Below are 25,593 nucleotides of genomic sequence, written 5' to 3'. Positions count from 1 at the left end.
CCTACAAGTGGGATTCAACACCGAGACTCTCGTACTTGCGACTACTCTACGTAACAGTTCGGACGTTCAGGTGTTCGGACGGCGATACTCGGCACGGTCACCCGAACACCCGACGCTCCAGCCGCTGTTCATGGTCCGACTCCTGTCGTTCACGCTCCGGGGCGTGGTGCTGGTGGCGATCGAGGCCGATCACAGGCAACCTGAGGTCATGGTCACACCCTCCCTCAGCACGCCCCACCTACACGTCAAGCCCGGCACCACATGGTCTGACGCGTACGCCCGGTGCCGCGAGGCCGCGCCCGAGGCCTTCGACCCGGACCGGCTTCGCAACCTGTGGGGCGGCCGGTGGCGCCGCACCGGGGACCCCCTGCGCAGCGTCACGCCGGTTGACGGATCACCCATCGCCGGCCCACCGATGATCGAACCGGACGAGGCGCACGAAGCCATCCGCGCCACCCTCGACGACCACAAACAATGGCGTGACGTACCGATCTCCGACCGCAAGGCGCGGGTCACCGCCGCGGTGGACGCCATGGACGATCATCGTGACCTACTCGCGCTGCTACTGGTCTGGGAGATCGGCAAGCCGTGGCGGCTGGCGCGCACAGACGTCGACCGCGCGCTCGACGGCGTCCGCTGGTACGTCGAGGAGATCGACCGGATGATCGACGGCCGCGGCCCGCTGCCCGGCCCGGTCAGCAACATCGCGAGCTGGAACTACCCGATGAGCGTGCTCATGCACGCCATGCTCGTCCAGGTTCTCGCCGGCAACGCCGCGATCGCCAAGGCCCCGACCGACGGCGGGGCCGCCTGCCTCACCCTCGCCTGTGCCCTGGCGCGCCGCGCCGGGCTCCCCGTGGCGCTGGTGTCCGGGTCCGGATCCCGGCTGTCGAGCGCACTGGTGCGGGCACCGGAGATCGGCTGCCTTGCGTTCGTCGGCGGACGCTCCTCCGGCGGGCAGGTCGCCGCGGCGCTCGTCGACACCGGCAAACGCCACTTCCTGGAGCAGGAAGGTCTCAATGCCTGGGGCATCTGGGAGTTCTCCCAGTGGGATCTGCTGGCCGCACACCTGAAAAAGGGCTTCGAATACGGCAAGCAACGCTGCACCGCATACCCCCGCTACGTCGTCCAACGTCAGCTCTTCGACCAGTTCCTCGCGGCCTACCTGCCCGTGGTCGCATCGGTGCGCTTCGGTCATCCCCTGGCCGTCGCGCACGACGACGACCCCCTGCCCGACCTCGACTACGGACCCGTCATCACCGCGGCGAAGTCCGCCGAGCTCGCCGGAAAGATCAACGAGGCAGTCGGCAAGGGTGGCGTGCCGCTGTACCGGGGAGCGATCGCCGACGGCGCTTTCGTGCCCGGCCAGGACACCTCGGCCTATGTGCCCCCGGTGGCGGTCCTCGCTCCCCCACCGTCGTGCGCGCTGCACCATGCCGAACCGTTCGGTCCGGTGGACACGATCGTGGTGGTCGATTCCGAAGCCGAGCTCCTCGCCGCGATGAACGCCTCCAACGGCTCGCTGGTCGCCTCGCTCGCCTGCGACAACGAAACGCTCGCCCACCGGCTCAGCGGCGAGATCCAGGCATTCAAGGTCGGCATCAACAAGCCACGGTCACGAGGCGACCGGGACGAACCGTTCGGCGGCCGTGGCGCGTCCTGGAAAGGAGCCTTCGTCGGCGGCGACCACCTCGTCCACGCCGTCACCGTCGACAGCGACCCCGAAGAAAGGCTGTACGGCAACTTCCCCAGCTACTCCCTGTACCCGCCAACGTGACACTCCCGGGTCGCTGAAAAGCCAGGCGCAGCAACCGGCTGAAGGACCGAAGGTGGCGCGATCATGTTTTTCACGCGTGGGGCGCGAAGACCGTGCTCGGCCAGCGGACCGACACGAACGCCCAGGTCATGGCAGCGTGCGGCGAGCTCAGGAAGGGCACCGAGAGCGCTGCGCCAGGCCTGTGGTGCGGACGTGCAGTCGCAGTCGTGCAGGAGGACGGTCCCACCACCACGCAGGTCCGGCATGAGGGTGTCGAGGACGGTGAGCGGCGTGGCCGTCGACGTCCAGTCCCTGCCCCAGGCCGTCCACAGCACCGGAGTCAGATCCAAGCTGCGGGCGGCGAGGAGAAACCCCGCGGACAGGATGCCGTGCGGCGGCCGGACGAACCGCGGCTGCCGCCCGGTCACCGTTGTGATCAATTCGCGGGTCCGGTGCAGCTGCCGGTAGGTGGAGCGTGGCCCGCGCAACAGCATCGAGCGGTGGTCCCAGGCGTGAACCGCCAGCTCATGACCTGCGTCCACCATCCGCTCGGCCAGGTGCGGCGCACGTTCCAGCATCGTCCCGAGGACGAAGAAGGTCGCCCGGAGGTCCAGCTCGGCCAGCACCTCGAGGAACAGCGGGGTGGACGCCGGATCCGGACCGTCGTCAAAGGTGAGTGCCACATGGTCCGGTGCGCCGACCCCGGCGAGAACCGGCATCACCCGGGTCCGCAGCCGGCGCAGTGTGGCCACCGAGGGGACCGCGTGGGTGAGGGCCGCGGTGGCACCGGCGCCCGCGGCTGTCCAGGCAAGGCCTGCCACCCCGATCCGCCCGGCCGACCGGGTTGCCCGCCACGCCCGCGGCTCCTGGACGCCTGGCACGTACGTCATGCCGGACACCTTCCCACACCGTTCGTGGACCCGGCGAAACACTCGGGGCGGAAAGTGGGACGCCCCGGTGGGACGAAACGCTCCGCTCTACAGATACGACGAGCATGCGGGCACTCCGGGAACCGGCTGATTCTGCCCTCCCTGGGTCACCACGGTCGCCGGCAGGTACCCCCAGGCAGCCGTGTACCCGTGGGTATTGGACCGCGAATGATCACCCTGGGTATACAACCACCACGTATTTGTGTTGCCCTGTACCACGGGATTCGCCCGGCCCCGAAACTGGCAGATCACCCAGACGGTCGCCGCGACATCCATGTAGCCGCTGTCGTCGAGCTCCTCCGACTCCTGCTCGGCCCGGACGTTCGCGTACACCTGGGAGCCCACGTAGGTGGAGCAGTCGTAGCGCTGGGTGAAGTGCCGTCCCGCGCCGTCTGTTGTCGCCACGTTGCGGGTCACGCAGGATCCCGTCCCGGGCTGCGGTGAGACGACCCCGGTGGGAGCCGCCTGGCCGCCCGTAGGCGGTCCGGCGGCGGGCGGTCCGGCGGCGGGTGCCCCCGTGCTCGACGCCCGCGCGCCCGGCCCCCCCGCGGCAGGCAGCCCTGCGCCGGGTACCGCCGCGGCCGGCGCTCCCGGGCGGGATACCGCCGCGGCAGGTGCTTCCGCGGCAGGCGCTCCCACAGCAGGCGCTCCCGTGGCGGGCCTCTCCGCGAGGGACACCGACGTGGCCGAGGCGCCGGAACCGGACACAGTAGGGGCGAACCTGCCCGGGACGGATGGCGGGCCCGCTGAGACGGTCACCTCCGGGATGGGGGAGCGCAGTCCGGCCCCCGGTATTAACAGCAGAAGTGCCGCAAGCGCAAAGCCGCACGCCACCGGTACGAGCAGGCCCAGCCCGCGGCGCTTCCCCGGCCCGTCAGGGGCCGGCACGTCAGGCTCCGGCGTGGCAGGCTCCGGCGTGGCAGGACCCGGGGTGGCAGCATCCGGGGTGGCAGCATCCGGGATGGCGGCTGCCGGCACGACAGGCTCCACGCCCCTGCCTGCGGCGCGACCCGCACCCGGGTGTGGCTGCGGGGTCGGCCCACCGCTCGTCCCGCCGGATGACGAGGGGGGCGGGAGTGATGCGGAAACGGGATCGGCCGGACGGCTGATCATCGTCGGCGCCGCGTGCGGGTCGTCCGCGGACGCGGGAGCGCCGCCCTGGTCGCCGGAAACGTCACCGATCGCACGGAGCTCCTCCAGCACACCCGCGGCGCTGGAGGGACGCTGCTGGGGTGCGACGGCGAGGGCCCGGTGCAACAGCGCGACCAGATCGTCGGGGACGGTGCCGGGGAGATCGTCGGGCAGGGCTGGCGGAGGTCCGTCCAGCATGTCCCGCAGCAGCTGCGCCGGAACCCGAGCGGTGAACGGCGGCTGTCCGGCCAGCAGCGCGAAGAGGGTGGCGCCGAACCCGAAGATGTCGGAGGCTACGGTGTGCTCCTCGCCCTGAAGCACCTCGGGCGACGCGTAGCGGGGTGTGAACGCCACCGATGCGGTCGTGCCCTCCGCCGCGTTCTCGACCACGGCGATGCCGAAGTCGCTGAGGACGGCGGTCCCGGACTCGCGGATCAGGATGTTCGCCGGTTTGAGATCACGGTGTAGGACGCCGTGGCGGTGAGCGGTGACCAGGGCGTCGGCCACCTGCACGCCGATGCGCAACACCTCCTCGACAGCCAACCGCCCCGTGTCGGCCATCCGATCGGCCAGCGACCCGCCCGCGATGTACTCCATCGCGATGTAGGGACGCCCGTCGCGGGTCGTCCCGGCGTCGAAAACCGAGATGATGTTCGGGTGGCCGGTCAGGCGCCCGGTCACCCGGCATTCACGCAGAAACCGCCGCTTCGCGCCGGGATCCCTGAGATCGGCGTTCATCACCTTGACCGCGACCTGACGGTCGAAAATCTCCTGTCGGGCCAGGTAGACCGTGCTGAACCCGCCGTGGCCGATCGGCTCCAGCGGACCGTAACCGTCGATCATGTCAGGGGACGGACGGATGCCACCGACATCCGTCCGGTCGGATGAGCCACGTCCACGGCTAAATGCCAAGCGCCGTCAGGCGGTACCACGATATGCGGTACCAGGATATTTGGTACCACGATATTTGGTACCTCCTTGTTCGGTACCGCCGCAGCCGGTACCACCACCGTGGTGAATCCGATCACAACGATTCGACCCTGCGCCGGACGCCCTACCCGCCGACGAGGCATCTTTCCGCTGCCTACCGCTCCAGGACAGGCCAAACTGGCAATCGGGGCTGACAGTATCGGGTGAGGCCAACGACACCGGAAGTATATAAGGAGGCTCATGCCGGCAGCCATCATGCCGCCAGGCGCAACCGTCGCGCCGGCACGCGCAGCCGGTGTCCGCGGCTGGAGTTCCCCCGGGTCCCGGCCGGACGTCATCGTCGCCGGCGCCGGTGTGATCGGGCTCGGCGTGGCGTGGCGTGCCCGCCTGCGTGGGCTCACCGTCACCGTTGTCGATCCCGAACCGGGATCGGGTGCCAGCTGGACGGCCGCGGGCATGCTCGCTCCCCTCAGCGAGCTTCACTACGGCGAAAAGCCCCTGCTCGCGCTGAACATGGCATCGGCGCGGCGCTATCCCGCATTCGTCGAGGAGCTGGAGCGCAGCAGCGGTACCGAGGTCGGATACCTGCGCTGCGGGACGCTGGTCGCGGCCTGGGACGGCGCGGACATGGCCGGGCTTCGCGACATCCACGGCTTCGCGCGTTCGCTGGGCCTGGAGACCGAGCTGCTGACCCGACGGCAACTGCGCGCCCGCGTCCCCGCGTCGGCAAGCGGCCTGGCCGGCGCGCTGTCGGCGCCCGACGATCACCAGGTCGACAACAGGCTCCTGCACAGTGCGCTGCTGCGGGCCTGCGTGGCCGAGGGCGTGACGCTGCTTCCCACCGCCGCGCGGCGGTGGCTGCTACGCGGTGACCGGGTCGTCGGGCTGGCGCTGGCCGACGGCACCGACCTGACCGCACCGGTTGTCGTCCTCGCCTGCGGGGCGTGGTCGGGCCGGATCGACGGGCTGCCACCCGGGGCGGTACCGGCGGTACGTCCGGTCAAGGGCCAGACCCTGCGGCTGCGCACCGTCGGGTCACCGCTGCTGACCTGCGTGCTGCGGGGCTCGGTGCGCGGCTGCCCGGTGTACCTGGTGCCCCGTGCCGACGGCCGGATCGTCGTGGGGGCCAGCAGCGAGGAGGCCGGGTTCGACGTGCGTCCGCGGGCGGGCGCCGTATACGAGCTCCTGCGGGATGCGCAGGCCCTCGTGCCGGGGTTGGGTGAAGCCGAGCTGGAGGAGGTCAGTACCAGCCTGCGGCCCGCCTCACCCGACAACGCACCGCTGATCGGCCCGTCGCGGATACCCGGGCTCCTGCTGGCCGTCGGTCACTATCGCAACGGCGTACTTCTCACCCCGGTGACAGCGGACGCCATCGCCGGCCTGCTGGCGGACGGCGCCCTGCCCGACGAGGTGGCTGCCTTCACCCCGGCCAGGTTCGACCGGACCGAGGACCAGGCCGCCGGGGACCAGGCCGTCGAGGGCCGGACTGTCGAGGAGAAGGCCGCTGCGGATCGGACGACCAGGGAGGACGTCGGATGACTCTCACCGTCAACGGCAAGGCCATGCAGGTGTTGCCCGGGACCACACTCCAGCAGCTCATGGTGAGTCTTTCCGCCACCGGCCGCGGGAGTGCCGCCGCGGTCGACGGTGTCGTCGCCCCCCGCAGCCGGTGGGAGAGCCTGGAGCTGCGCGCCGGCCAGCAGGTGGAGATCCTGACCGCTACCCAGGGAGGCTGACATGGCCGACGACGCGTTCACAATCGCCGGTGAGGAACTCGGTTCCCGGCTGATCCTGGGAACCGGCGGCGCACCGAGCCTCGCCGTCATGGAAGCGGCGATCAACGCCTCCGGCACGGACATGTGCACGGTGTCCATGCGGCGGGTGGACACCGCGACTCCGGGGTCGGTGCTGGACATGCTCGCCCGCTGCGGCGTGCGGGTGCTGCCCAACACCGCCGGATGCCGCACGTCCCATGAGGCCGTCCTCACTGCCCAGCTCGCCCGGGAGGCGCTGGGGACGAACTGGGTGAAGCTCGAGGTGGTCGCGGACGAGCACACCCTGCTGCCGGACCCCTTTGAGCTCCTCGACGCGGCGGAACGCCTGGTCGCCGACGGGTTCACCGTCCTGCCCTACACCAATGACGATCCGGTGCTCGCCCGGCGTCTGCAGCAGACCGGCTGCGCGGCCGTGATGCCGCTGGGCGCGCCCATCGGGACCGGACTCGGTATCCGCAACGCCCACAACATCGAGCTGATCGTCGCCGAGGCCGAGGTCCCGGTCGTCCTGGACGCCGGGATCGGCACCGCCTCCGACGCGGCGCTGGCCATGGAACTCGGCTGCGACGCCGTTCTGCTGGCGTCGGCGGTGACAAGAGCGCAGGACCCCGCCCTCATGGCGGCGGCTATGGCGGCCGGCGTCACCGCGGGACGGTTCGCCGCGCGGGCCGGGCGTATCCCACCCCGTCACCATGCCCGGGCGTCGTCGCCCGTCCACGGCACGGCGGTGTTCTGACACGGCGGTGTTCTGACCAGCCCCCCGGCGCGGCTGGCGCCCTGATCCCAGGTCCGCTGTCGTCGGGATCCCACGTCCGGAGTCGTTTGCCCGCCCGAGTAACGGAAAAGAGCCCGTATGGGTTGGCGCCCACCCCGATGAGCACACCGGCCGGCATGCCCGGCACCTCGTGCCGGTGTTCCCGCCGCCTACCACGGGTCGCAGCGGGGTCGTGACCATCAATAACGATCGTTGTCAGGAATGACCGCGAAGGAGTGATCGACCATGACCGTTCCGTCTGTTCTCAGTCGCCCGGGTCCCCTCACCCGACGCGCATGGGATCCGTTCGCCGAGTTCGGCGACCTCTACGAGAGGATGGGACGGCTGCTGGACGTCTCGTTGCCGGAGCTGGCGGCCCGGGAGCGGCGTTCCTGGACGCCGACGGTCGACGTGGAGGAGACCGAGAACTCCTACCTCATCGACGCGGACCTGCCCGGCGTGCCCGCGCAAGCCGTCAACATCGACGTCCGGGGGAACGAGGTCACCATCACCGCCGAGATCGCCGACAGGCAGCGCAGCGGTGTGATGCGCCAGCAGACACGTCGCGTCGGCCGTTACGAGTACAGCGTACGGCTGCCCGGGGACGTCGACGCCGAGAGCTCCGAGGCCCGGCTCTCCGACGGGGTGCTGCAGCTGCGCCTGCCGAAGGTGTCCGCGACGTCGAGCCGGCACGTCCCCGTGATCGAGGCCGGTGGGGGCGAGGCGGGCAAGCAGGCGCGCGGCGCCACGACGTCCGGGGACGGATCCGGCTCCCGCTCCGCAACGTCCTGACTCTCCCGACCGGGGAGCTCTCCTCCCGTCCGTGCCTGCCTGTCCGCCGGCGGCCGGATGGGAGGAGGAACCGATGATCCGTCGACGCCCGCTGCCGGGCCGGCCTGTTCCGGCAGCGGGCGTCACGTCGTTCGCGTCAGGCGTGTCCCGACCGTGTCAGGCCTATCCCGGCCACATCAGGCGTGTCCCGACCGCGGGAGACAAAGTCGCCGTCCCGCACTGCGCATCCTGCGCTCCCGCACTCCTATACCTTGTGATCTTTGTTGTTGCACCGTGGCGGACACCGGATCATCGGAGGGAAGCTGCGAGCATCGGGGCGGGCACACGCCCACGTTGTTGCTCGAACGACGGATGGAGCACGTTCGTGGCCGTCCCCAGCGTTTCGTTCTCGATAACAGTGCGCCTCGACGTGCCGGCCTCGTCACAGATCGTCGGCGAGATCACCACTGCCGTCGGCAAACTGGGCGCGGTGGTCACCGCTCTCGACGTCGCGGAGTCGCACGCGGACCGGCTCGTACTGGACATGACCTGCCTGTGCGCCGACGCCGAGCAGGTGCAGTCCATCACCGAGACCCTGCGCTCCATGCCGGACTTCGTCGTCCGACGGGTGAGCGACCGGGTGTTCCTGCTACATCTCGGCGGGAAGATCGAGGTCGCGAGCAAGGTCGCGCTGCGGACCCGTGACGACCTGTCCATGGCCTACACGCCCGGTGTCGCCCGGGTGTGCCTGGCCATCGCCGACCGACCCGACGACGCCCGCCGGCTCACCGTCAAGCGCAACAGCGTCGCTGTGGTCTCGGACGGCTCGGCCGTGCTCGGCCTGGGCAACATCGGCCCCACCGCCGCGATCCCGGTGATGGAGGGCAAGGCCGCGCTGTTCAAACGGTTCGCGGACATCGACGCATGGCCGATCTGCCTCGACACCCAGGACGTCGACGAGATCGTGCGCACGGTGACGCTGCTCGCTCCCGTCTTCGGTGGCATCAACCTCGAGGACATTGCCGCACCCCGCTGCTTCGAGATCGAACGGCGGCTGCGCGAACTGCTCGACATACCAGTTTTCCACGACGACCAGCACGGCACCGCGATCGTCGTACTCGCCGCCCTCACCAACGCACTGCGGGTCGTCGGCAAGTCATTGGACTCCGTACGGATCGTCACCAGCGGGACGGGCGCGGCGGGTACGGCCATCCTGCGCCTGCTGCTGCGGGCCGGTGCGGGCCGCGCGGGCGGCAGCGTGATCGCGTCCGACATCGGTGGGATCATCTCGCCGGCCCGCGGCGATCTGGACGACAACGGCCGGTGGATCTGCAAGCACACCAACCCGGACAAGGTTTCGGGGACGCTGCGTGACGCCCTGGCCGGCGCCGACGTGTTCATCGGCGTGTCCGCGCCGGCAATCCTGACCGGGGCGGACGTGGCGACCATGGCCGACGACGCGATCGTCTTCGCGCTGGCCAACCCGGACCCCGAGGTCGACCCCGCGGACGCCCGCACGTACGCGGCGATCGTCGCGACCGGCCGCTCGGACGAGCCGAACCAGATCAACAACGTGCTCGCCTTCCCCGGCGTCTTCCGGGGGCTGCTGGACTCCCGGGCCCACGACATCACCGAGGACATGCTCCTCGCCGCGGCCTACGCACTCGCGGCCGTGCTGCGCGAGGATGAGATCAATCCGCTCTACATCGTGCCGAGCGTCTTCGACGAGCGCGTGATGCCGGCCGTCGCCGAGGCTGTCAGCGCCGTGGCACAGGCGCCGGCTGGTCAGCGCCACCGCGGCTAGGAACTGCCGACTGTCCGGGGCCACGCACGGACCACCCCGCGCACGTGCACCGCCACGTCGTCACCGAGGGCGAGAGGCTCCCCTGCATCCAGGATCCGGGCGGTCACTCGCGTGCCGTCGGTCAGTCCGAGGGTAATCATCGCATCGTGACCGTAGAAATCCTGGTGCAGCACGGTCGCGGTCACCGCGGAGTCGGGTGCCCTATCACGGGCTGTGACGCCCATCTGCTCCGGCCGCAACATGACGGTCACCGGCAGACCGCCGTAAGACAGGACACACCAGCACGGACGGAGCAGCCTTCGCGCCGAAGGCGGCGCGCGAACCAGACTCGCGCCGCCTTCGGCGAACACGAGTCGCCCGCATCCCGGGCGCTATTACAGCCGGATGTCGCCCCTGCTCCGTGTCAACTGCAGCGCCCTGGGGCTCTCGTACAGTTCGCGGTCTGGTCTGTGGCCATACCGGAGGGTCTCGCGGCCGACTTCAGGCACTTCTGCGCGGGAAAAAGGTCCTCCTCCCTGGCCAGGACGCCATCCGTCGGATCACACTGCCATATGAACATGATGTTTCATGAATGTGACCGGTGCGGTAGCTCCAAGCGGGTACGGACACCCGTCCGGGCCGCCGTCGACCGGCGACCGGCGACTACGGAGGTGGCGAATCGTGCAGTCGACAAGCCTGCGGGGCGAGCTTTTTGCCGTGACCACGGCGGTTCAGGAAGCACAACGCCATATCCGGCACCTGCGCACCCACGCACCGAACTCAAGGGCTGCCGACCGCCTGGAGGCGGACGTCCGCCGGGTCATGGAGGACATCGACGACCTGGCCGCCGAAACTGCCGTCCTCGCCGAAAGCGGCAGTTCCGACGAACCGCATGCGGACACCGCCTGCGAGTGCCACGAGCCGGTGTTCGTACCGGCCCGCCACGATGAGCCGGAGTTCCAGCCCGAATGCGACGACGAGGGAGTCGCCGGCGGGTGGCAGCGACATCGCACCGTGTCGCCGCGACGTCGACGCCGCGCCCGAGTATGACGGTCCGACGGCGATCCGGGTCACAGATCACGGCTTGACGCCGATTCCGACCGGCAACACGACCACTACGGAAAGTTACTGCTGGAGGCGCGATCACGAGGAACCCGGGTTATCGTGATCGCGCCTCCAACGGCCGAAGGCAGGTAGCCGGCGGGCCGAAAGTCGCGTGATCATGGCTCCTCTCGCGCGGTCCGGGAGGCCTCAAGAGGTTAGGAGCGCTATGGCGACGCAGACGCACACCCGTGCCGACGACCAGGGGCCCGCCGGTACGGCCACCCCCCTCAGCGGCGCGGCCAGGGCGAGAATCGCCCAGGCGAGCCTGAGGCAGGACCGCTGGTGGGTGACGCCTGCCATCACGGTGGCGGTCCTCACCGGCTTCGTCGTCTACGGGACGTGGGCGGCGTTCCGCAACGCCCACTACTATGCTGACCCGTACCTGTCGCCGTTCTATTCGCCCTGCCTGACCGACTCCTGCCCGAGCGACACGCTCGGTTCCGGGCTGTTCGGCGACATACCCTGGATCTCGCCCGCCATACTGGTTCTGGTCTTTCCGCTCGGCTTCCGGCTGACGTGCTACTACTACCGGAAGGCGTACTACCGGTCGTTCTGGTGGGCGCCACCGGCCTGCGCGGTCCCGGACGCCCGGCGAAGATACAGCGGCGAGACACGGTTGCCACTGGTCATGCAGAACGTGCACCGCTATTTCCTCTATTTCGGCGTGCTGTTCATCGGACTGCTCGTCTACGAGGCCGTCGGGGCATTCAGTTTCGACGGTCGCCTCGGTGTCGGGGTCGGCACCGGCATGCTCGCGGTCAACGTGGTTCTTCTGGGTCTTTACACATTCTCCTGCCATTCCTTCCGGCATCTGTGCGGGGGCGGGCTGCGGACACTGTCAGCGCATCCGGTACGCCGGCGGCTGTGGCAGGGGGTGTCGGCGCTCAACCGGCGGCACATGGTGTGGGCGTGGGTGAGCCTGTTGTGGATCATGGCGGCCGACTTCTACGTCTGGCTGGTCGCGGCGGGCCACCTGCACGATTACCACTGGGTGGCCTGAGGTGTCACCGTCGCGACTTCGTCCGGATTCCGCCGGTGCCAGGACCGGCATGGATCCGGCGGCCCGCAAACCGGGCACCTTGAGAACCGAGCACATTGAGAACCAGGCATCCTGCGAACAACGTGCGGTGGTGACCACGTAAGCCATGACAACGTTGGAAAGACACGCATACGACGTCATCGTGATCGGCGCGGGCGGAGCGGGCCTGCGGGCCGCGCTGGAAGCGCACGAGCAGGGTGCCCGGGTCGCTGTCGTCTGCAAGAGCCTGCTCGGTAAAGCCCACACCGTGATGGCCGAGGGGGGTATCGCGGCCGCGATGGGCAACGTATGGCCCGAGGACAACTGGCAGACGCACTTCCGTGACACGATGCGCGGCGGGAAGATGCTCAACCAGTGGCAGATGGCCCAGATCCACGCCCAGGAGGCCCCGGCGCGGGTCTGGGAACTGGAGGAATGGGGCGCGGTCTTCGACCGGACACCGGACGGCCGGATACTCCAGCGCGACTTCGGCGGTCACCGTTTCGCCCGGCTCGCGCACGTCGGGGACCGTACCGGCCTTGAGCTGATCCGTACCCTGCAGAACCGGCTGATCAGCAAGAGAATCGACGTCTTCATGGAGTGCACGGTGTTACGCCTGCTGACCGCGCCGGATCCCGCGCCAGCCCGGCCGGCGGCACCGGTCCAGGTGACCGAACCGGCCCGGACGGGCAAGCCGGGTGTACCGAGCGCACCAGGTGAAACCGGTGAACCGTCCACACCGGCGCACGAGGGTAGGCGGATCGCCGGCGCCTTCGCATACTGGCGTGAGTCCGGCACTTTCGTGCGTTTCGACGCACCCGCGGTGGTGCTCGCCACCGGCGGGATCGGCAAGTCCTACCAGGTGACATCGAACTCGTGGGAGTACACCGGCGACGGCCACGCACTCGCGTTGTGGGCCGGGGCCGCGCTGATGGACATGGAGTTCGTCCAGTTCCATCCCACCGGGATGGTCTGGCCACCGTCAGTGAAGGGAATCCTCGTCACCGAGGGCGTCCGGGGCGACGGCGGCGTGCTGCTCAACTCCGCGGGACGTCGCTTCATGTTCGACTACATCCCACCGATCTTCGCCGCCGAGACCGCCGGCTCCGAGGAGGAGGCCGACCGCTGGTACACGGACAAGAAGACCGCCCGCCGGCCACCGGAACTGCTCCCCCGGGACGAGGTGGCGCGGGCCATCAACACCGAGATCAAGGCCGGGCGTGGCTCGCCCCACGGCGGGGTCTATCTCGACATCGCCTCGCGCCGCGACCCGGAGTACATCCGGCGCCGGCTGCCGTCGATGTACCACCAGTTCACCGAACTCGCCGACGTCGACATCACCCGCGAGGCGATGGAGGTCGGCCCGACCTGCCACTACGTCATGGGCGGCATCAAGGTCGACCCGCCGACCGCCGCGGCGACCGTGCCGGGGCTTTTCGCCGCGGGCGAGTGCGCCGCCGGCATGCACGGCTCCAACCGGCTCGGCGGCAACTCCCTGTCCGACCTGCTGGTCTTCGGACGGCGGGCAGGGATGTACGCGGCCCGCTACGCCCAGTCGGTGCCCCCGCACAAGCGAGCCATGGCCGACGATGCGCAGATCAACGCGGTCGCCGCGCAGGCCCTCGCGCCCTTCGACACGACCTTCGCCCAGGACACCACCAAGGTCGGCGCGTCCCACACCCACCCTCCGGAAAACCCCTACCAGCTCCAGAACGACCTCCAGGAAGTCATGCAGCGCCTGGTCGGGATCATCCGGACCGAGCCCGAGCTCGCCCGGGCGCTCAAGGAGATCGAAACGCTGCGCTCCCGCGCACGGCACGTCGCGGTCGTCGGGCACCGTCAGTACAACCCGGGCTGGCATCTCGCCCTCGACCTGGGATCGCTGCTCACCGTCGCGGAGTGCATCGCCACAGCCGCGCTGGCCCGCCGGGAAAGCCGTGGCGGGCACACCCGCGACGACTACCCGTCCGCGGACCCGGCGTTCGCGACGCTGAACCACGTGCTCCGGCTACGTGACGAACGACTCGTGCTCACCGCCGAGCCCCTGCCCGCGATGCCACCGGAGTTCGCCGCGCTGTTCGAACAGGCCGGCGCGGGCATCTCAGCCGGAACAGCATCAACCGGTGAGAAGGGTTCCTGATGGCAGGATACGATCTTTCACTTCGGGTGTGGCGAGGCGACTCCGGCGGCGGCGATCTCCACGACTACACGGTCGGTGTCGAAGAGGGCATGGTCGTCCTGGACGCGCTGCACCGGCTCCAGCAGACGCAGGCCCCGGATCTGGCCGTCCGGTGGAACTGCAAAGCCGGCAAGTGCGGGTCGTGCAGCGCCGAGGTGAACGGCCGCCCCCGACTGACGTGCATGACCCGCCTGAACCTGTTCGCGCCCACGGACACCGTCACGGTGACGCCGCTGCGGACGTTCCCGGTGATCCGGGATCTTGTCACCGACGTCTCGTACAACTACGAGAAGGCCGCGCAGGTGCCGGCGTTCGCGCCGGGAACCCCGGCGGGAGACGACGGGCATCACCGGATGAAGCAGGCCGACGTCGACCGCGTCCAGGAGTTCCGCAAGTGCATCGAGTGCTTCCTGTGCCAGACGGTCTGCCATGTCATCCGTGACCACGAGGAGAACAAGCCCGTCTTCGCCGGCCCACGGCTGATGATCCGGTACGCCGAGCTGGAAATGCACCCGCTGGACACGCATGATCGGCGGGCACTGCTGCGCGGACAGGCCGGCATCGGCTACTGCAACATCACGAAATGCTGCACGGAAGTCTGCCCGGAGCACATCGCGATCACCGACAACGCCATCATTCCGCTCAAAGAAAGGGTCGTCGACGCCTCCTACGACCCGATCACGCGGCTCGGCAACCGCATCCTGCGCCGTCGGCGCTGACCCCTCCACGTCGGCGCTCCCTGCCTCGTGCTTGCCCGTCACGACCGAGTCAGTTACCCTTCGCATCGGAATGCATTCGGCACTTCCACGTGTGCCACTTTCAGGTGTGCCAATGGTGGCTCAAGCTTCGGGGGCGACGCGGTGGCCGGATGCGGATCCGTCCTCACACCAGGGACGGCCAAAGAGCCAAAGGCAGCGCGATCATGTTTCTTTCGCGTTCGGGGTCCGGAAGCCGATCCGGAAGGTCCGCCAGGCCCAGGTCCCCAGTTCGCTGCCAGGATCGTCCTCGTTCCTGCCGTCTTTTTCACAGCGCTGGTCATGATCGGGCAGCCCGCCACCGCGCAAACCGCCACCGCCCAACCGGAGATCACGGGAGCCGCGGTGACCCGCCACCTTTCAATCGTCCAACTCGGCGATTCGTATTCCGCTGGGAACGGCGCGGGTGCCGGTACCTATGACACCGGTGACGGACCACGCGGATGCCACCGCTCGGCGGTGAACTGGGGCGAGCGGTATGCACAGTGGCTGCGGGACGAGCGCGGATATGACGTCACCTATGTGAACCGGGCGTGCAGCGGCGCCGCCACGGACGATCTCCTCAACCCGTACAAGGCGGATCAGCGCAGCTATTGGACCCCGCTGCGCGCCGGCGAGACCGGGAACGACCCCGCTGTCCTCGGTCGCCTGCGGCAGGACTGTTCGGCCGGGTTCGGGCCGGAGGAATCCGCTGAGATCGGCCCGGTCAACGTCACCTACGGTATCGCGAGCGCCGTGTGCACCCGGGTGATCGCGCCTCAGATCAACGCGGTCGGCGCGGATACCGACCTTGTCCTGCTGACGATCGGCGGCAACGACGTCCGGTTCGCCGACATAGTGCTCAGGTGCTTCGCGTTCGGGATACCGAAAGCGCTCGGGATACCCGCCGGAGACATCGCAGAATGCGAACGGCTCACCCGGCGGGCGACGGGGGATCTCACGCTGGTCCAGACACGCCTGGTCACCCTGCTCACCCGCCTGCACCAGCGGATGCCGGCCGGAGGACGCGTGGTCCTGCTCACCTATCCTTACCTGTCCAGCCGGGAACACTATCCGCTGCCAGGCATGCATCTGCCGCCAGGCACGCAGACCACCTTCGGGGAGACGACATTCGACCCATCGGCCGCGGTTCGGACGCTCGGCGACCGCGGGGACGCCATACAGATCACCGCGGCGGACACGGTGAACCAGTCGTTCGGCTTCACCGGAGCGTCCGACCCCGCTGCGCACACATGCTCGCCCGACACCCTGCCGGTGGATTCAGCCGACACGCCAGGCCGCTTCGTCACGGTGGTCGACACCGTCAAATGCCATTTCGCCGGCCACGAACCGGACCCGACCATCGGCCAGCGGAACCCGGACCGCTGGATGAACGAGTTCCTCGACGGTTTTCTCGCCCTCGACCAGAACCTGATCTACCATCCGAACAGCGAAGGCCACAGACAGCTGGCCAACCTGCTCAAGCCGTTCGGTGATTTCGGCGCTTCGGCCCGGTCGAGCATCAGCGGTAACGCCTACCTGGACGCCGATCGGAACGGGCGTCAGGACCTGGGCGAGCCCGGCGCGCCCGGCGTGGCAATCCAGTTGACCGGCACGAATCCGGACGGGACGGCCATCCGGCGGGACACGACCACCAACGCCTCCGGGGCCTGGACATTCCGCGATCTCATACCGGGTGTGTACGCGGTCCAGGAGGACACCCCCCGCGGCGGATCTGCCGCCAGCACAGCCCTTGACCCGGGCACGTTCACCGACATCGTTCTCGACCGGGTCGGTAGCACCGCGACCGGATACACCTTCGCCGTGCAAAACGTGCGATCCGTGCAGGCGGTCCAAACCGGTCGAGCCAGGCGGACCGGGCAGGCCGAGTTGGTCGAGCACACCGAGCAGTCCGAACAGACACCGCAGTCTCTTCGAGCCGCCCGGACGGAGGACGCCGGTGGCACGCTCCTTCCGCTCGCGGTGGCTGGGGCGATGCTTTCCGTCGGCGTTCCAGCGACGATCATGATGATCCGTCGCCGGGCCCTCTCCGCCCCGCGGAGCGAGGACGTACCGGTCAGTCAGGACTGATCAGTCAGATCGGCCGGGACCGGTCGCGGTGGAAGACCCTCCAGCGGGAAGACCGTCCAGCAGACGGGGGGCAAGGCGACGCAGCAGGTGACCCGCCTGGGACATGCTCACCCGCGCATCGGGTTCGGACTCGGCGAGGGTACGCACCGCCGAGAAACCGGCGCCGGCCAGCGTCGAGGGATCCAGGAGCGAGCGTCCCGCCACCGCGACGACCGGTACGCCGGCCGCCCGCGCACGTGCCGCGACGCCGGCAGGGGCCTTTCCATGCAGCGTCTGCTCGTCCAGCAACCCCTCCCCCGTCACGACCAGGTCGGCCCCGCGCAGCGCGTCATCGATACCGACAAGATCGAGTATCAGGTCGATCCCGGAATGTAACCGGGCGCCGAGCAGCGACAGGGCGGCAAAGCCGACACCACCGGCGGCACCCGCCCCCGGGGTCTGCCGGTGATCGGTTCCGGTCACGGACATCACGATCAGCGCCCACCTGCTCAACGCCTGCTCCAGGAACACGACGTCGGCCGGCGTGGCGCCCTTCTGCGGGCCGTACACGGCGGCGGCGCCGTGCGGGCCCATCAGCGGATTGTCGACGTCGCACGCGACAACCAGCTCGGTGTCGCGCAGTCGCGGGTCCAGCCCGGACAGATCGACATCATCGAGGACGGCGAGGGACCGCCCGCCCCGGTGGCGCTGCCGCCCCTCGGATCCCTCGAAGTCGGAGCTCTCGGAGCCGGATCCCTCGGGTAGCAGGACGGCACCCAGCGCCTCGACCAGTCCGGCGCCGCCGTCGGTGCTCGCGCTCCCCCCGATACCGAGCACCACCCGCCGGCAGCCAGCCTGGATGGCGGCGGCGACCACCTGGCCCGTCCCATAACTGGACGCGGTCAGCGGCGCGGGACATCCGCCCGGCAGACGGCGCAGGCCGCAGACATCGGCCAGCTCGACGACCGCGGTGCCATCGAGCTCGGCATAGGCCGTGTCGACAGGCTCGCCCGTGGGCCCCTCGGCCCGCACCGCAACCCGCCGGTATCCCGCCGACAGCGCGGCCTCGACCGTGCCGTCACCGCCGTCCGCAACGGGCAGGGACACCGTGTGCACGTCGGGACGGGCCTCATGCAGCCCCTCAGCCAGCGCCGCGCACACCTCGGCGGCACTCAGCGAGCCCTTGAACTTGTCGGGTGCCAGGACAACACGCATCACAACCGCCAGCCCAGCACATCAGCAGACGCCACTGCCAGCCCCGTCGTCCCGGTGGCCCCGGACCAGACCCCATCAAAGCCGTAGGTAGAAACCGTCATTATCACGATGAAAACCACCTACAGCTTCGACGGACGCCCGGTATCCGTAGGTAGAAACCGTCATTATCGCGACGAAAACGACCTATCCGCTTCGGTAGCAAGGCTGTTGGCGACGAAAGCGGTCCGGCGAAGGCGAGGTGAAACCGTACCTTCGGGGTACGCCGGTGGGATGACATCGCCACGGAAACCGCCCGTACAGCCTGCTCCGTGGGCGGGTACCCGGCATGAGACGGCCGGGGGCGCCGACTATCCTGAGACAGTGTGTGATCTGGATGACCTTCTCGACCCCGGCTTGGACCATCTGGTGGCGTGGGCTCGGGAGCGGGGTACCGCGTTGCCGGCCCGACCAGCCGGTGTCGTACTCGCCCTGCTGGTACTGCGTGGTGCCAGGGTCCGCGGCGGCCTTCCCGAACCAACCGTCGCCCTGATCCGCCAGATCATGGACGAAGACCTGCCGCAGCTCGTCACCGCCGATCCGGAGGAACTGCGGGCCTACCCCGACGTCCTGGCAGCCCTGATCGACCAGCGGCGGGAAGCCGGCCTGCTGAACGCAAAACGTCAGAGCAAGCTGCACACGGCATTACAGGAGTCGATCGCGGACTACGAGCAGGCGATGACCGACCCCGTTCGTCTTACCTGGCCGCGCCTGTATGCCGGTCTGCTGCGCGCCGACGGGGTGGATCCGACCGACCGACAGGCGGTATGGCAGTGGCTGTGCGAATATCGGGAACGGCCGCTGTCACAACGCCGCGCCATATTTGAATCCGCCCTGGGCACTCCGGCCGTCGACGATACGGGCATCATTTCACGCCAGCGGACGGTCATCCTGGGGCTGCGTACCGAAAACGCCGAGCTTGTCCTGCAGGGCCTCCTCCTCACCAGGATCAGTGGCATCCTGGACGCCACGGCGAACGGTTCGGCCCAGGCCGAGCCGGCACCGGGGTTCGATCGCACGACGATGGTCGACGACGCGACGGACGCCCTGCTGGACCGAGGTACCGCCGTCGGGCTGAGCGCCGCTCTGCGCGGCGAGTTCCGCGATCTGACTCCCCGTCGCGACAACGCGGCTACGGTAACCGACCTGCTGATGCGCGAGCTTCGCCGGATCCAGAAAGATGTCAGTGGCGGGGACACCCACCTTCCCCCGACGGATGACGTCCCGGCCACGGAGATCGCCGAACTTCTCCGTTCCTCCGCGTTACTGCCTGCGGCGGCCGGCCTGGCCGAGTGGGTCGAACAGCAGGGCGGCGTGACGGGCGGGCCCGATGCCGCTGCACCGGCGGCCCGCGAGTTCGCGGCCGGGCAGCTGGGTCTGCCTCCCCAGATCCTGGACGAGGTGTGGCGCCATGCCGTCGCGGTCGGCCTGCTGCGTCCCGCCGACGGCAGGATCGTCACCGGCGGCGCCCTGCAGGTCTGGCGTGACGGTACTGCGGGCGAGCTTGTCCAGCTCGGTCTGGACGCCTTCGGCGCGGTCGCGACCGAACTGACCCATCTCGCGGAACGCGCAGAACAGGCCGACGTACCGAGCGAGGAGCGCGGCACCATCGAAGCCCTGGTCGAGGACCTCCCGTTCACCCTGTTCCAGCTGTTCGAGGAGCCCGCCCCGGCATCCCTGGCCAGGATGGCCGCCGTGGCTCAGATGTGGGTGCTGCCCTACGATCTGGAAGAGATCGCCCAGCTGCCGCCGCTGTCCGCCCGGAACACGGTCACCCTGGCCGCGCAGCTGCGCCCACCCCGGCCGATGCCGTCGGACCCCGACCAGCTCACCCTCATGTTCGGCGACGATGACGAATCTCTGCCCGCCGCCTACCACCTACCGGCTGATGACGAGCTCAGGCGTCTCCTCCCCCAGGGCGAGCTGGACGCATCCGACCGCACCGAGCTGCTGGGGATCGCCTACTGGCAGGCCCTGCTCGTCGACCGTTTGGCAGCGCTCGGTGTCATGCAGCGTGCGGACGACCGGGTCGAGCTCACCCGGCTCGGCAGGGCACTGGTGCGAGTCGGCTTCCAAGCCGCCGGCGGGACCGCACCGACCATCGGCGAGATAGCCGCCGTCGACGCCGACGAGCTACTGCGATCGATGCCGTCATGGACTGAGCGCATCCGGCTACACGTGCTGCAGACCTGGCTGGACGCCCGAGGCGACATCGCCAAGGCCTGGCAGGAGCTGCTGGCGGCGATCGCTGGCAACCCGCACAGCCGCAGGGCCATCTTCGACCTGCTCGGCGTGCGGTACGAGACCGACCCGACGCGCGACCTGCGCCATGTCGTCATACCGCAGTTGCCAGCGCCGCTGGAAGACCCCGTAGCGGAACACGCTCTGCGGACCGCGCTTCACGAGGCTGTCGACGATCCCATAAACGGAGCGCTGGCTGCCGAAGCCTTGCGGCTGCGCGGAGAACAGCCTGCTGACCCGCCCCTTTCCGCCCAGGCGGTGCTGCTGTTCGAACGCCTCAACATGCTTACCTTCGCCGAATATCGGGCTCGTCAACCCGCGGAATACGACACGCCTGACGAGGATGAGGTAGCTGACGAGAACAAGACGGCCGACGGGACGCAGGAGGCGGAGCAGGACACGATGACGCTGCCGCTCGGCTCGGCGCTGTGCGTCGCGTTCGACCAGGCGGCGGCTAACTGGCCCGGCGGGGCCGGCGAACTGCTTCGGCAGTTCACCGCGGTCGCGCCGGAACTACCCGGATATGAAAACTTTCTGGAGACGCTGGGCCAGGCCCATTCCCAGCCCGCGGTGGCGAAAACAGCCAGAACCGCTGCCCGCCAGGCACACAACCGACCACGATCAGGAGACGACGCGTCCACTCATACCCACCATCGCAAGCGCTCCAGCTCCAGCAGCAGGAAAAAGCGACGCCGACGGTAGAAAAAACGATGCCGCTGACGTGGAGCGCGTCAACGCCCCAGTGGCAGCGTCGTGGGATGCGAGCCCGCGCCGGATCGCAGGTACCGATACCAGGCAAGGGCTGCCGGACGGGCCTGTGGGTCGGTGGACAGGCTGGCCCGCACGAGGTTCACGCCGGTCCGGTCGAAAACACCGTCGACAACCTGCGTGGCGATGTCCGGTGTGACCGCTCGGCCGGGCGCGAGAATACGGGCGATGAACAGACCGAGCTTGAACAGGTCGGAACTGATCGACTGTGGTTCGTGCACCACCGGAGGAAAGAAGTCCGGAGTGTGCCCCTGGTCGACAACCGCTGCGTTGCCGACCTTTCGTACCGCGTCACAGTCCACGAGAAGCACATCCGGAGTCGGTCGCAGGCGGTAGAGGACGTTCCGGGCGGAGATATCGCCGAAGACAATGCCCTGGTTGTGCAGGAACGCCACCAGATAGGCCAGCCGCAGGCATAGCCACCACCGTTGCGCACGGTTCGGGAATGGCAGGCCGAGTGCCCGCATCTCGTCGGGGCCGGCGAACAGCGACCGCGCTTCGCTCGGCTGGCGCTCCAGCCGTCCGGCTGCTGCCGGGAACACCTGGAAGAAAGCATCGGGTATAAGCCGCATGACGACCCCGAGCACCTTCGCACGGGCGAAGGCGTCGTCGTTGTCGACCACAATCCGCAACGGCCAGGCCATGTGCGTGTCAAACCACAGGCGCTGGTCGGCCGGCAACGCCAGCCGCAGTGCGATGATGTTGGCAAGGCCCTGGGCCGGCACCCGCCCCACGACCGAACGATATTCCTTGTAGACGAGCGGCACCGCCACGTCAGGAAGATCGAATTCGGGCAGCCGGTAGATGACTGCCTGGCCTCCCCTGCTCAACAGATCAACCTGGCCGAGTCGTTGCCGCCCGACGGCGATGTCCTGCCACCTCACAGCACACACTCAGTACACTCAGTGACGGCTGTCCGGGTCGATCCAGGATTCGGGCGGGTCGACGATAACCGTGTCGAGGGCATGGACGTCCGTTTCATCGATCACAACCATTTCCTGGTGCCCCGAGGCAACGACACTTCGTACGATGATCTCGGTCAGATTCTTGATCGCACTTTCCGGGCTGGCCAGCCGGCTTTGTATGAACAATGGTGCCGTCGGTGCCGGATGAGCCAGCGCCCGCATGATTCCGGGATTCGAGTCGGCGACGGCACAGGGAATAATATGCGGCGTGGTCGGGCATTCCCTGAGCAGCGTGGCGAAAGCCTCCTCCCAGGCACCGGGAGGATCGTCGAAGGGTTCGCCGTCGCTGAGGAAGAACACACCGGGCCGGCCCACGACAAAACCGTCGGCCTCCAGCTGACGGTGGTCGCGGTCCACGGTGGCCTGTAACAGGTTGAATACGGGCGCATATCGGGTGCCGTCGTCACGGCACTCCAGACGGGGGAACGTCGCCGTGTTGAGCAAGTCGCACAGCGGAAGCACCGTTCGGCTGCCGCCGGCAAAGTCAATCATGCCGACCCGGACCCGGGCGGCGGCGACCGGATCGCGGGCCAACGCCTCCCCGATCCGCTGCAGAATGAGGTTTGCGGTGTCCAGACGCGGCCCGTCCATCGACTGCGAGACGTCCACCACGAGGTAGAACGGAATCAGGGTGGTTCGGGGATACGTGCTTTGTGGATACGTGCTTTGTGGGTGCACAGCTACCTCTACCTCCTTCTGCCGATGTCGCTTCTGCCGATATCGCTCTACCGGGTGGCGACGGCGACGACCAGCAGCGCAAGGACCAGCAGGGCCGCGACGACGAGAAGAACCGTGGGGAACTTCGCGGCGGGCGCTCCAGCACCGGCTCCGGCGCCACCACCTGCGGCACCGCCCCCAGCGAGGTCCGGCAACGCCGGGAACGGATCAAAACGGCCCAGTCTGCCCCGGGCGCACCATGGACATTCCGGGAGATGTCCACTGTAGGTGTGAACCTTCCGGTTGCCGCACATTTTGACGTCGTCCCAGGCGAGGTCGAGCGCCTCGGCCCATTCCTGCGCGGCTGGCCGCGACCCGGCCGTGCCGTGACCCGCCCCGAACGCCTGCCTGGCCAGCGCGGCGACCCGCGGCGGAAGGACGCCGGGCTCGATGGCCTCGTCCGGGACCTCGACCTCCCTGGGCGCCGTCAGGACGGTGATGCCGTACTGGATGTTCGTCTCGGGTGACGGGTCGACGTCCAGCGGCCGGGCCGGGATGCCCTGAAACGGATGGTCACCGCACAGCAGCAGCTGGCATACCAGCAGCGCGAGGGTGAACCGGTCCGTTTCGACGTTCTTGGGTCCCGCCAGCTCGGGCAGCAGCTCGGGCGCGGCATATTCCGGGGTGACGGTATGGCAGGCGAAAACCTCCCCGTCATACCGGAACTGCAGCGAGTCGCAGTCGAGAAAACTGATCAGACCGTCCGCCCGGACATGAATGTTGGACGGCGCGAGATCACCTATCACGATCTCCTGATCGTGCAGGATCGCGACCAGCTGGCTCAGGTTGCTGGCCACCCCCAGCAGAAATTTCCAGTCCTTGTCCGGGAACTTCGTCAGACGGGTGTAATGTTCGAAGAAAGTGCTCAGCGGCTGATGGTCGGAACGCCGCATGACGTAACCGAGAACCGCCCCGGTGGAATCACGGGCGAGATCCTCCGGCCATATCAGCACCGGATGACCGGAAACAGGCTCGACGAACTGTGACGCATTGAAGGCTCGAAGCATGTGCTCGAGCCGGCGGGTACGCTCGGCATCGGGCTCCCGGTAGATTTTCACGGCCTGCCGGGGATCGGCGTCCACGGCATGGACGATCGACTCTGTTCCGCTGCCGAGCACGGTCGAGCAGGTCAGCCTGCGCCCGTTCACAAAAATCTCCGTCACCGACACAGGACTGCCACTACCAGCGTCGTGTCGTCCTGGGTCACTTCGGTGACCGCCTCCCGTAACAGCAGACGGACGAGGCCGGAGGCGTCGAAATGATCGTCGTCGAGCAGTCTGAGCACGGTGTCGATGACCGGTTCCCTGGCCACCGCCAGCCGGCCGTCGGTGTCCCGCCGCAGTGCCACGGGGATCAGACCGTCGGTCGACACGAACACACCACTGATCCAGGGGTCGTAGACCGCGTTCACCCGGACGGCCCGGCTCGTGTCCGAGGTCAGGAAGACCGCATGGGTGGCATGCTCGGCGTCGGCGGTCCCGGCGTCGAGCAGGTGCAGGTTGGCCTGTCCCCCGTCACCCGTGCGGATGACGATGAAGCCGTCTCCGATGCTCAGGTAGCCGATGACGGGATGGGCGAGCACGACGACCGTCAACGTCGTCGCGAACTCGTCGACATGCTCCGGCCCGGAAACCGCGGCGACGACCCGCCGGAACTCGGTGACTATCTCCTCATGCGAGGCCGCCAGGATCTGCCGTAGTTCGGGCGCGGTCGTGGACCGACCGGCAGCGTGGATCCGATCGCGCACGAGCCGGGTGGCGATCGCGACCGCGAGCCGGGAACCCTCGGCCGATCGGGGTGCGGATCCCGCGCCGTCGGCCACCGCCAGCACGTGGACGTCGGGAAGGGGTCCCCGCTCGTACAGCGAAAGGTGGGCGAACGAGTCCTCGCACCATTTCCCCTCCCGCACGTGTGAATATCCCTGGACGCTGGCCCCCCGGATACGCCAACGGTCGGGCCGGCCACCGCCGGCGTTGCGTTCCACGGCCACGGGCTGCCGGTCGGGAGTCACGCCTGCCTCGGCTGGTAGCCACGCAGCTTGTAGTTGGGATCCTCCACGCTTCTGTCCAGCTGCACGAGGATGTCGCTGAAGTCGAACCGTCCGTACATCATGTTTCGCTCCGGCGCGAGCTCACGCAGGGTTTCCTGGCCCTGGTCGTCGATGGGCGGGATGCCGATCGCGAACAGAGCCAGTTTCTGGGCTACCTCCAGGGCGCGGATCTCACTCGTCAGTGGCCGCCAGTCCAACGCCGGATGCCCCTGGTCGTCGGTTGGCCGGCCGTCGGTGACCAGCCAGACAAGCGGACGTTTCCAGGTCACCTTGTCCTGAGCTAACTGCCGCTTGCGCGCCTCGATGACCGAGATGCTGAGCCGGACCGCCTCGACCAGCGGTGTCACGCCGTCGGCGGTCAGTTTCGGCGGTCGGAAACTGTGGGCCGGTACGAACGGAGTCCGGTCGCTGCGCGGATCGAAGCTCTCGCTGCCACGCCACTTGCGCACTCCCCCAGCACCAAAAGTGATGAGTGCGAACTCGGTGGTCGTCGCCATCTTCTCACCCGCCTGCATACTGCGCGCCCAGCCGGCGAGCGCATCGTTGAGCCTGCCGATCGCCTCGCCACGCATCGAATACGAGGTATCCATGCACAGGACCACGAGCACGCGGTGACTCGGCCGGGGAATAGGAATGTTCCCGATGACGTCCCGCGGCTGCTGGCGAT

At 68.6% G+C, this 25,593-nt stretch carries 21 protein-coding genes; 12 read left to right on the top strand and 9 right to left on the bottom strand.

Annotated features, from left to right (window positions below; translation table 11 throughout):
- Positions 1–208 precede the first annotated feature (208 nt).
- Positions 209–1,777, top strand: a complete 1,569-nt coding sequence (locus tag CV1CTNOD_RS06885) for an aldehyde dehydrogenase family protein (protein ID WP_131785344.1) — start codon at positions 209–211, stop codon at positions 1,775–1,777.
- Here CV1CTNOD_RS06885 and CV1CTNOD_RS06880 read toward each other — a convergent pair.
- Together CV1CTNOD_RS06880 and CV1CTNOD_RS26345 are read right to left on the bottom strand one after the other, a co-directional pair.
- On the bottom strand, positions 1,753–2,646 hold the full coding sequence (locus CV1CTNOD_RS06880; protein WP_131785323.1) for a polysaccharide deacetylase family protein: 894 nt from the start codon (positions 2,644–2,646) through the stop codon (positions 1,753–1,755). The genes CV1CTNOD_RS06885 and CV1CTNOD_RS06880 overlap by 25 nt on opposite strands.
- Positions 2,647–2,733: 87 nt before the next feature.
- Positions 2,734–4,659 carry a serine/threonine-protein kinase gene (locus CV1CTNOD_RS26345; protein ID WP_242606430.1) on the bottom strand — a complete coding sequence of 642 codons (1,926 nt, stop codon included), beginning with the start codon at positions 4,657–4,659 and terminating at the stop codon, positions 2,734–2,736.
- A 327-nt stretch (positions 4,660–4,986) separates the two neighbouring features.
- Here CV1CTNOD_RS26345 and thiO point away from each other — a divergent pair, with 327 nt between their 5' ends.
- From thiO to CV1CTNOD_RS06850, 5 genes are all read left to right on the top strand, one after another.
- Entirely contained in the window at positions 4,987–6,285 is a 1,299-nt protein-coding gene (gene thiO, locus CV1CTNOD_RS06870) for a glycine oxidase ThiO (RefSeq protein WP_131785322.1), read from the top strand.
- The gene (gene thiS / locus CV1CTNOD_RS06865) at positions 6,282–6,482 is read left to right on the top strand and encodes a sulfur carrier protein ThiS (protein ID WP_131785321.1); all 201 of its coding nucleotides are present in this window, start codon (positions 6,282–6,284) and stop codon (positions 6,480–6,482) included. Before thiO ends, thiS begins: the two co-directional genes overlap by 4 nt.
- Position 6,483: 1 nt before the next feature.
- The gene (locus tag CV1CTNOD_RS06860) at positions 6,484–7,257 is read left to right on the top strand and encodes a thiazole synthase (protein ID WP_131785320.1); all 774 of its coding nucleotides are present in this window, start codon (positions 6,484–6,486) and stop codon (positions 7,255–7,257) included.
- Positions 7,258–7,521: 264 nt separating this feature from the next.
- Entirely contained in the window at positions 7,522–8,067 is a 546-nt protein-coding gene (locus tag CV1CTNOD_RS06855) for an Hsp20/alpha crystallin family protein (RefSeq protein ID WP_131785319.1), read from the top strand.
- 364 nt (positions 8,068–8,431) lie between these two features.
- Entirely contained in the window at positions 8,432–9,850 is a 1,419-nt protein-coding gene (locus CV1CTNOD_RS06850; RefSeq protein WP_131785318.1) for an NAD-dependent malic enzyme, read from the top strand.
- Here CV1CTNOD_RS06850 and CV1CTNOD_RS06845 read toward each other — a convergent pair.
- Entirely contained in the window at positions 9,847–10,092 is a 246-nt protein-coding gene (locus CV1CTNOD_RS06845) for a TOBE domain-containing protein (RefSeq protein WP_242606436.1), read from the bottom strand. The two genes, CV1CTNOD_RS06850 and CV1CTNOD_RS06845, sit on opposite strands and share 4 nt — an antisense overlap.
- Before the next feature lie 418 nt (positions 10,093–10,510).
- Between CV1CTNOD_RS06845 and CV1CTNOD_RS06840 the strand changes: the two genes are divergently transcribed.
- The 5 genes from CV1CTNOD_RS06840 (at position 10,511) to CV1CTNOD_RS06820 (ending at position 16,955) form a co-directional block, all read left to right on the top strand.
- Positions 10,511–10,879: a hypothetical protein gene (locus CV1CTNOD_RS06840; protein WP_131785316.1), complete on the top strand. Its 369-nt coding sequence runs from the start codon at positions 10,511–10,513 to the stop codon at positions 10,877–10,879.
- Between the two features lie 220 nt (positions 10,880–11,099).
- Positions 11,100–11,933, top strand: coding sequence for a hypothetical protein (locus CV1CTNOD_RS06835; RefSeq protein WP_131785315.1), 834 nt, complete (start codon positions 11,100–11,102; stop codon positions 11,931–11,933).
- Between the two features lie 145 nt (positions 11,934–12,078).
- Positions 12,079–14,091, top strand: a complete 2,013-nt coding sequence (locus CV1CTNOD_RS06830) for a fumarate reductase/succinate dehydrogenase flavoprotein subunit (RefSeq protein WP_131785314.1) — start codon at positions 12,079–12,081, stop codon at positions 14,089–14,091.
- Positions 14,091–14,849, top strand: coding sequence for a succinate dehydrogenase/fumarate reductase iron-sulfur subunit (locus tag CV1CTNOD_RS06825; RefSeq protein WP_131785313.1), 759 nt, complete (start codon positions 14,091–14,093; stop codon positions 14,847–14,849). The genes CV1CTNOD_RS06830 and CV1CTNOD_RS06825 overlap by 1 nt, the downstream gene beginning before the upstream one ends.
- Before the next feature lie 318 nt (positions 14,850–15,167).
- Positions 15,168–16,955: an SdrD B-like domain-containing protein gene (locus CV1CTNOD_RS06820; RefSeq protein ID WP_131785312.1), complete on the top strand. Its 1,788-nt coding sequence runs from the start codon at positions 15,168–15,170 to the stop codon at positions 16,953–16,955.
- On the opposite strand, the gene CV1CTNOD_RS06815 is transcribed toward CV1CTNOD_RS06820, so the two are convergent.
- The gene (locus CV1CTNOD_RS06815) at positions 16,956–18,149 is read right to left on the bottom strand and encodes a glycerate kinase (RefSeq protein WP_131785311.1); all 1,194 of its coding nucleotides are present in this window, start codon (positions 18,147–18,149) and stop codon (positions 16,956–16,958) included.
- Positions 18,150–18,509: 360 nt separating this feature from the next.
- On the opposite strand from CV1CTNOD_RS06815, the gene CV1CTNOD_RS06810 reads away from it, so the two are divergent.
- Positions 18,510–21,128, top strand: coding sequence for a hypothetical protein (locus CV1CTNOD_RS06810; protein WP_131785310.1), 2,619 nt, complete (start codon positions 18,510–18,512; stop codon positions 21,126–21,128).
- A 29-nt stretch (positions 21,129–21,157) separates the two neighbouring features.
- Here the strand turns inward: CV1CTNOD_RS06810 and CV1CTNOD_RS06805 are convergent, their stop codons facing one another.
- From CV1CTNOD_RS06805 to CV1CTNOD_RS06785, 5 genes are read right to left on the bottom strand one after another with little or no spacing between them, the layout of a single operon-like run.
- The gene (locus CV1CTNOD_RS06805) at positions 21,158–22,078 is read right to left on the bottom strand and encodes a hypothetical protein (protein WP_207386245.1); all 921 of its coding nucleotides are present in this window, start codon (positions 22,076–22,078) and stop codon (positions 21,158–21,160) included.
- Between the two features lie 18 nt (positions 22,079–22,096).
- Positions 22,097–22,837: a vWA domain-containing protein gene (locus CV1CTNOD_RS06800; RefSeq protein ID WP_131785308.1), complete on the bottom strand. Its 741-nt coding sequence runs from the start codon at positions 22,835–22,837 to the stop codon at positions 22,097–22,099.
- A 47-nt stretch (positions 22,838–22,884) separates the two neighbouring features.
- Positions 22,885–24,039, bottom strand: a complete 1,155-nt coding sequence (locus CV1CTNOD_RS06795; RefSeq protein ID WP_207386244.1) for a protein kinase domain-containing protein — start codon at positions 24,037–24,039, stop codon at positions 22,885–22,887.
- The gene (locus CV1CTNOD_RS06790; protein WP_131765901.1) at positions 24,036–24,887 is read right to left on the bottom strand and encodes a protein phosphatase 2C domain-containing protein; all 852 of its coding nucleotides are present in this window, start codon (positions 24,885–24,887) and stop codon (positions 24,036–24,038) included. Before CV1CTNOD_RS06790 ends, CV1CTNOD_RS06795 begins: the two co-directional genes overlap by 4 nt.
- Positions 24,884–25,516: a vWA domain-containing protein gene (locus CV1CTNOD_RS06785; RefSeq protein WP_165485354.1), complete on the bottom strand. Its 633-nt coding sequence runs from the start codon at positions 25,514–25,516 to the stop codon at positions 24,884–24,886. The genes CV1CTNOD_RS06790 and CV1CTNOD_RS06785 overlap by 4 nt, the downstream gene beginning before the upstream one ends.
- Positions 25,517–25,593 lie beyond the last annotated feature (77 nt).

It is taken from the genome of Protofrankia symbiont of Coriaria ruscifolia, from assembly GCF_900634745.1.
Lineage (GTDB): Bacteria > Actinomycetota > Actinomycetes > Frankiales > Frankiaceae > Protofrankia > Protofrankia californiensis.
This window is presented reverse-complemented; position numbering and strand designations above follow the sequence as displayed.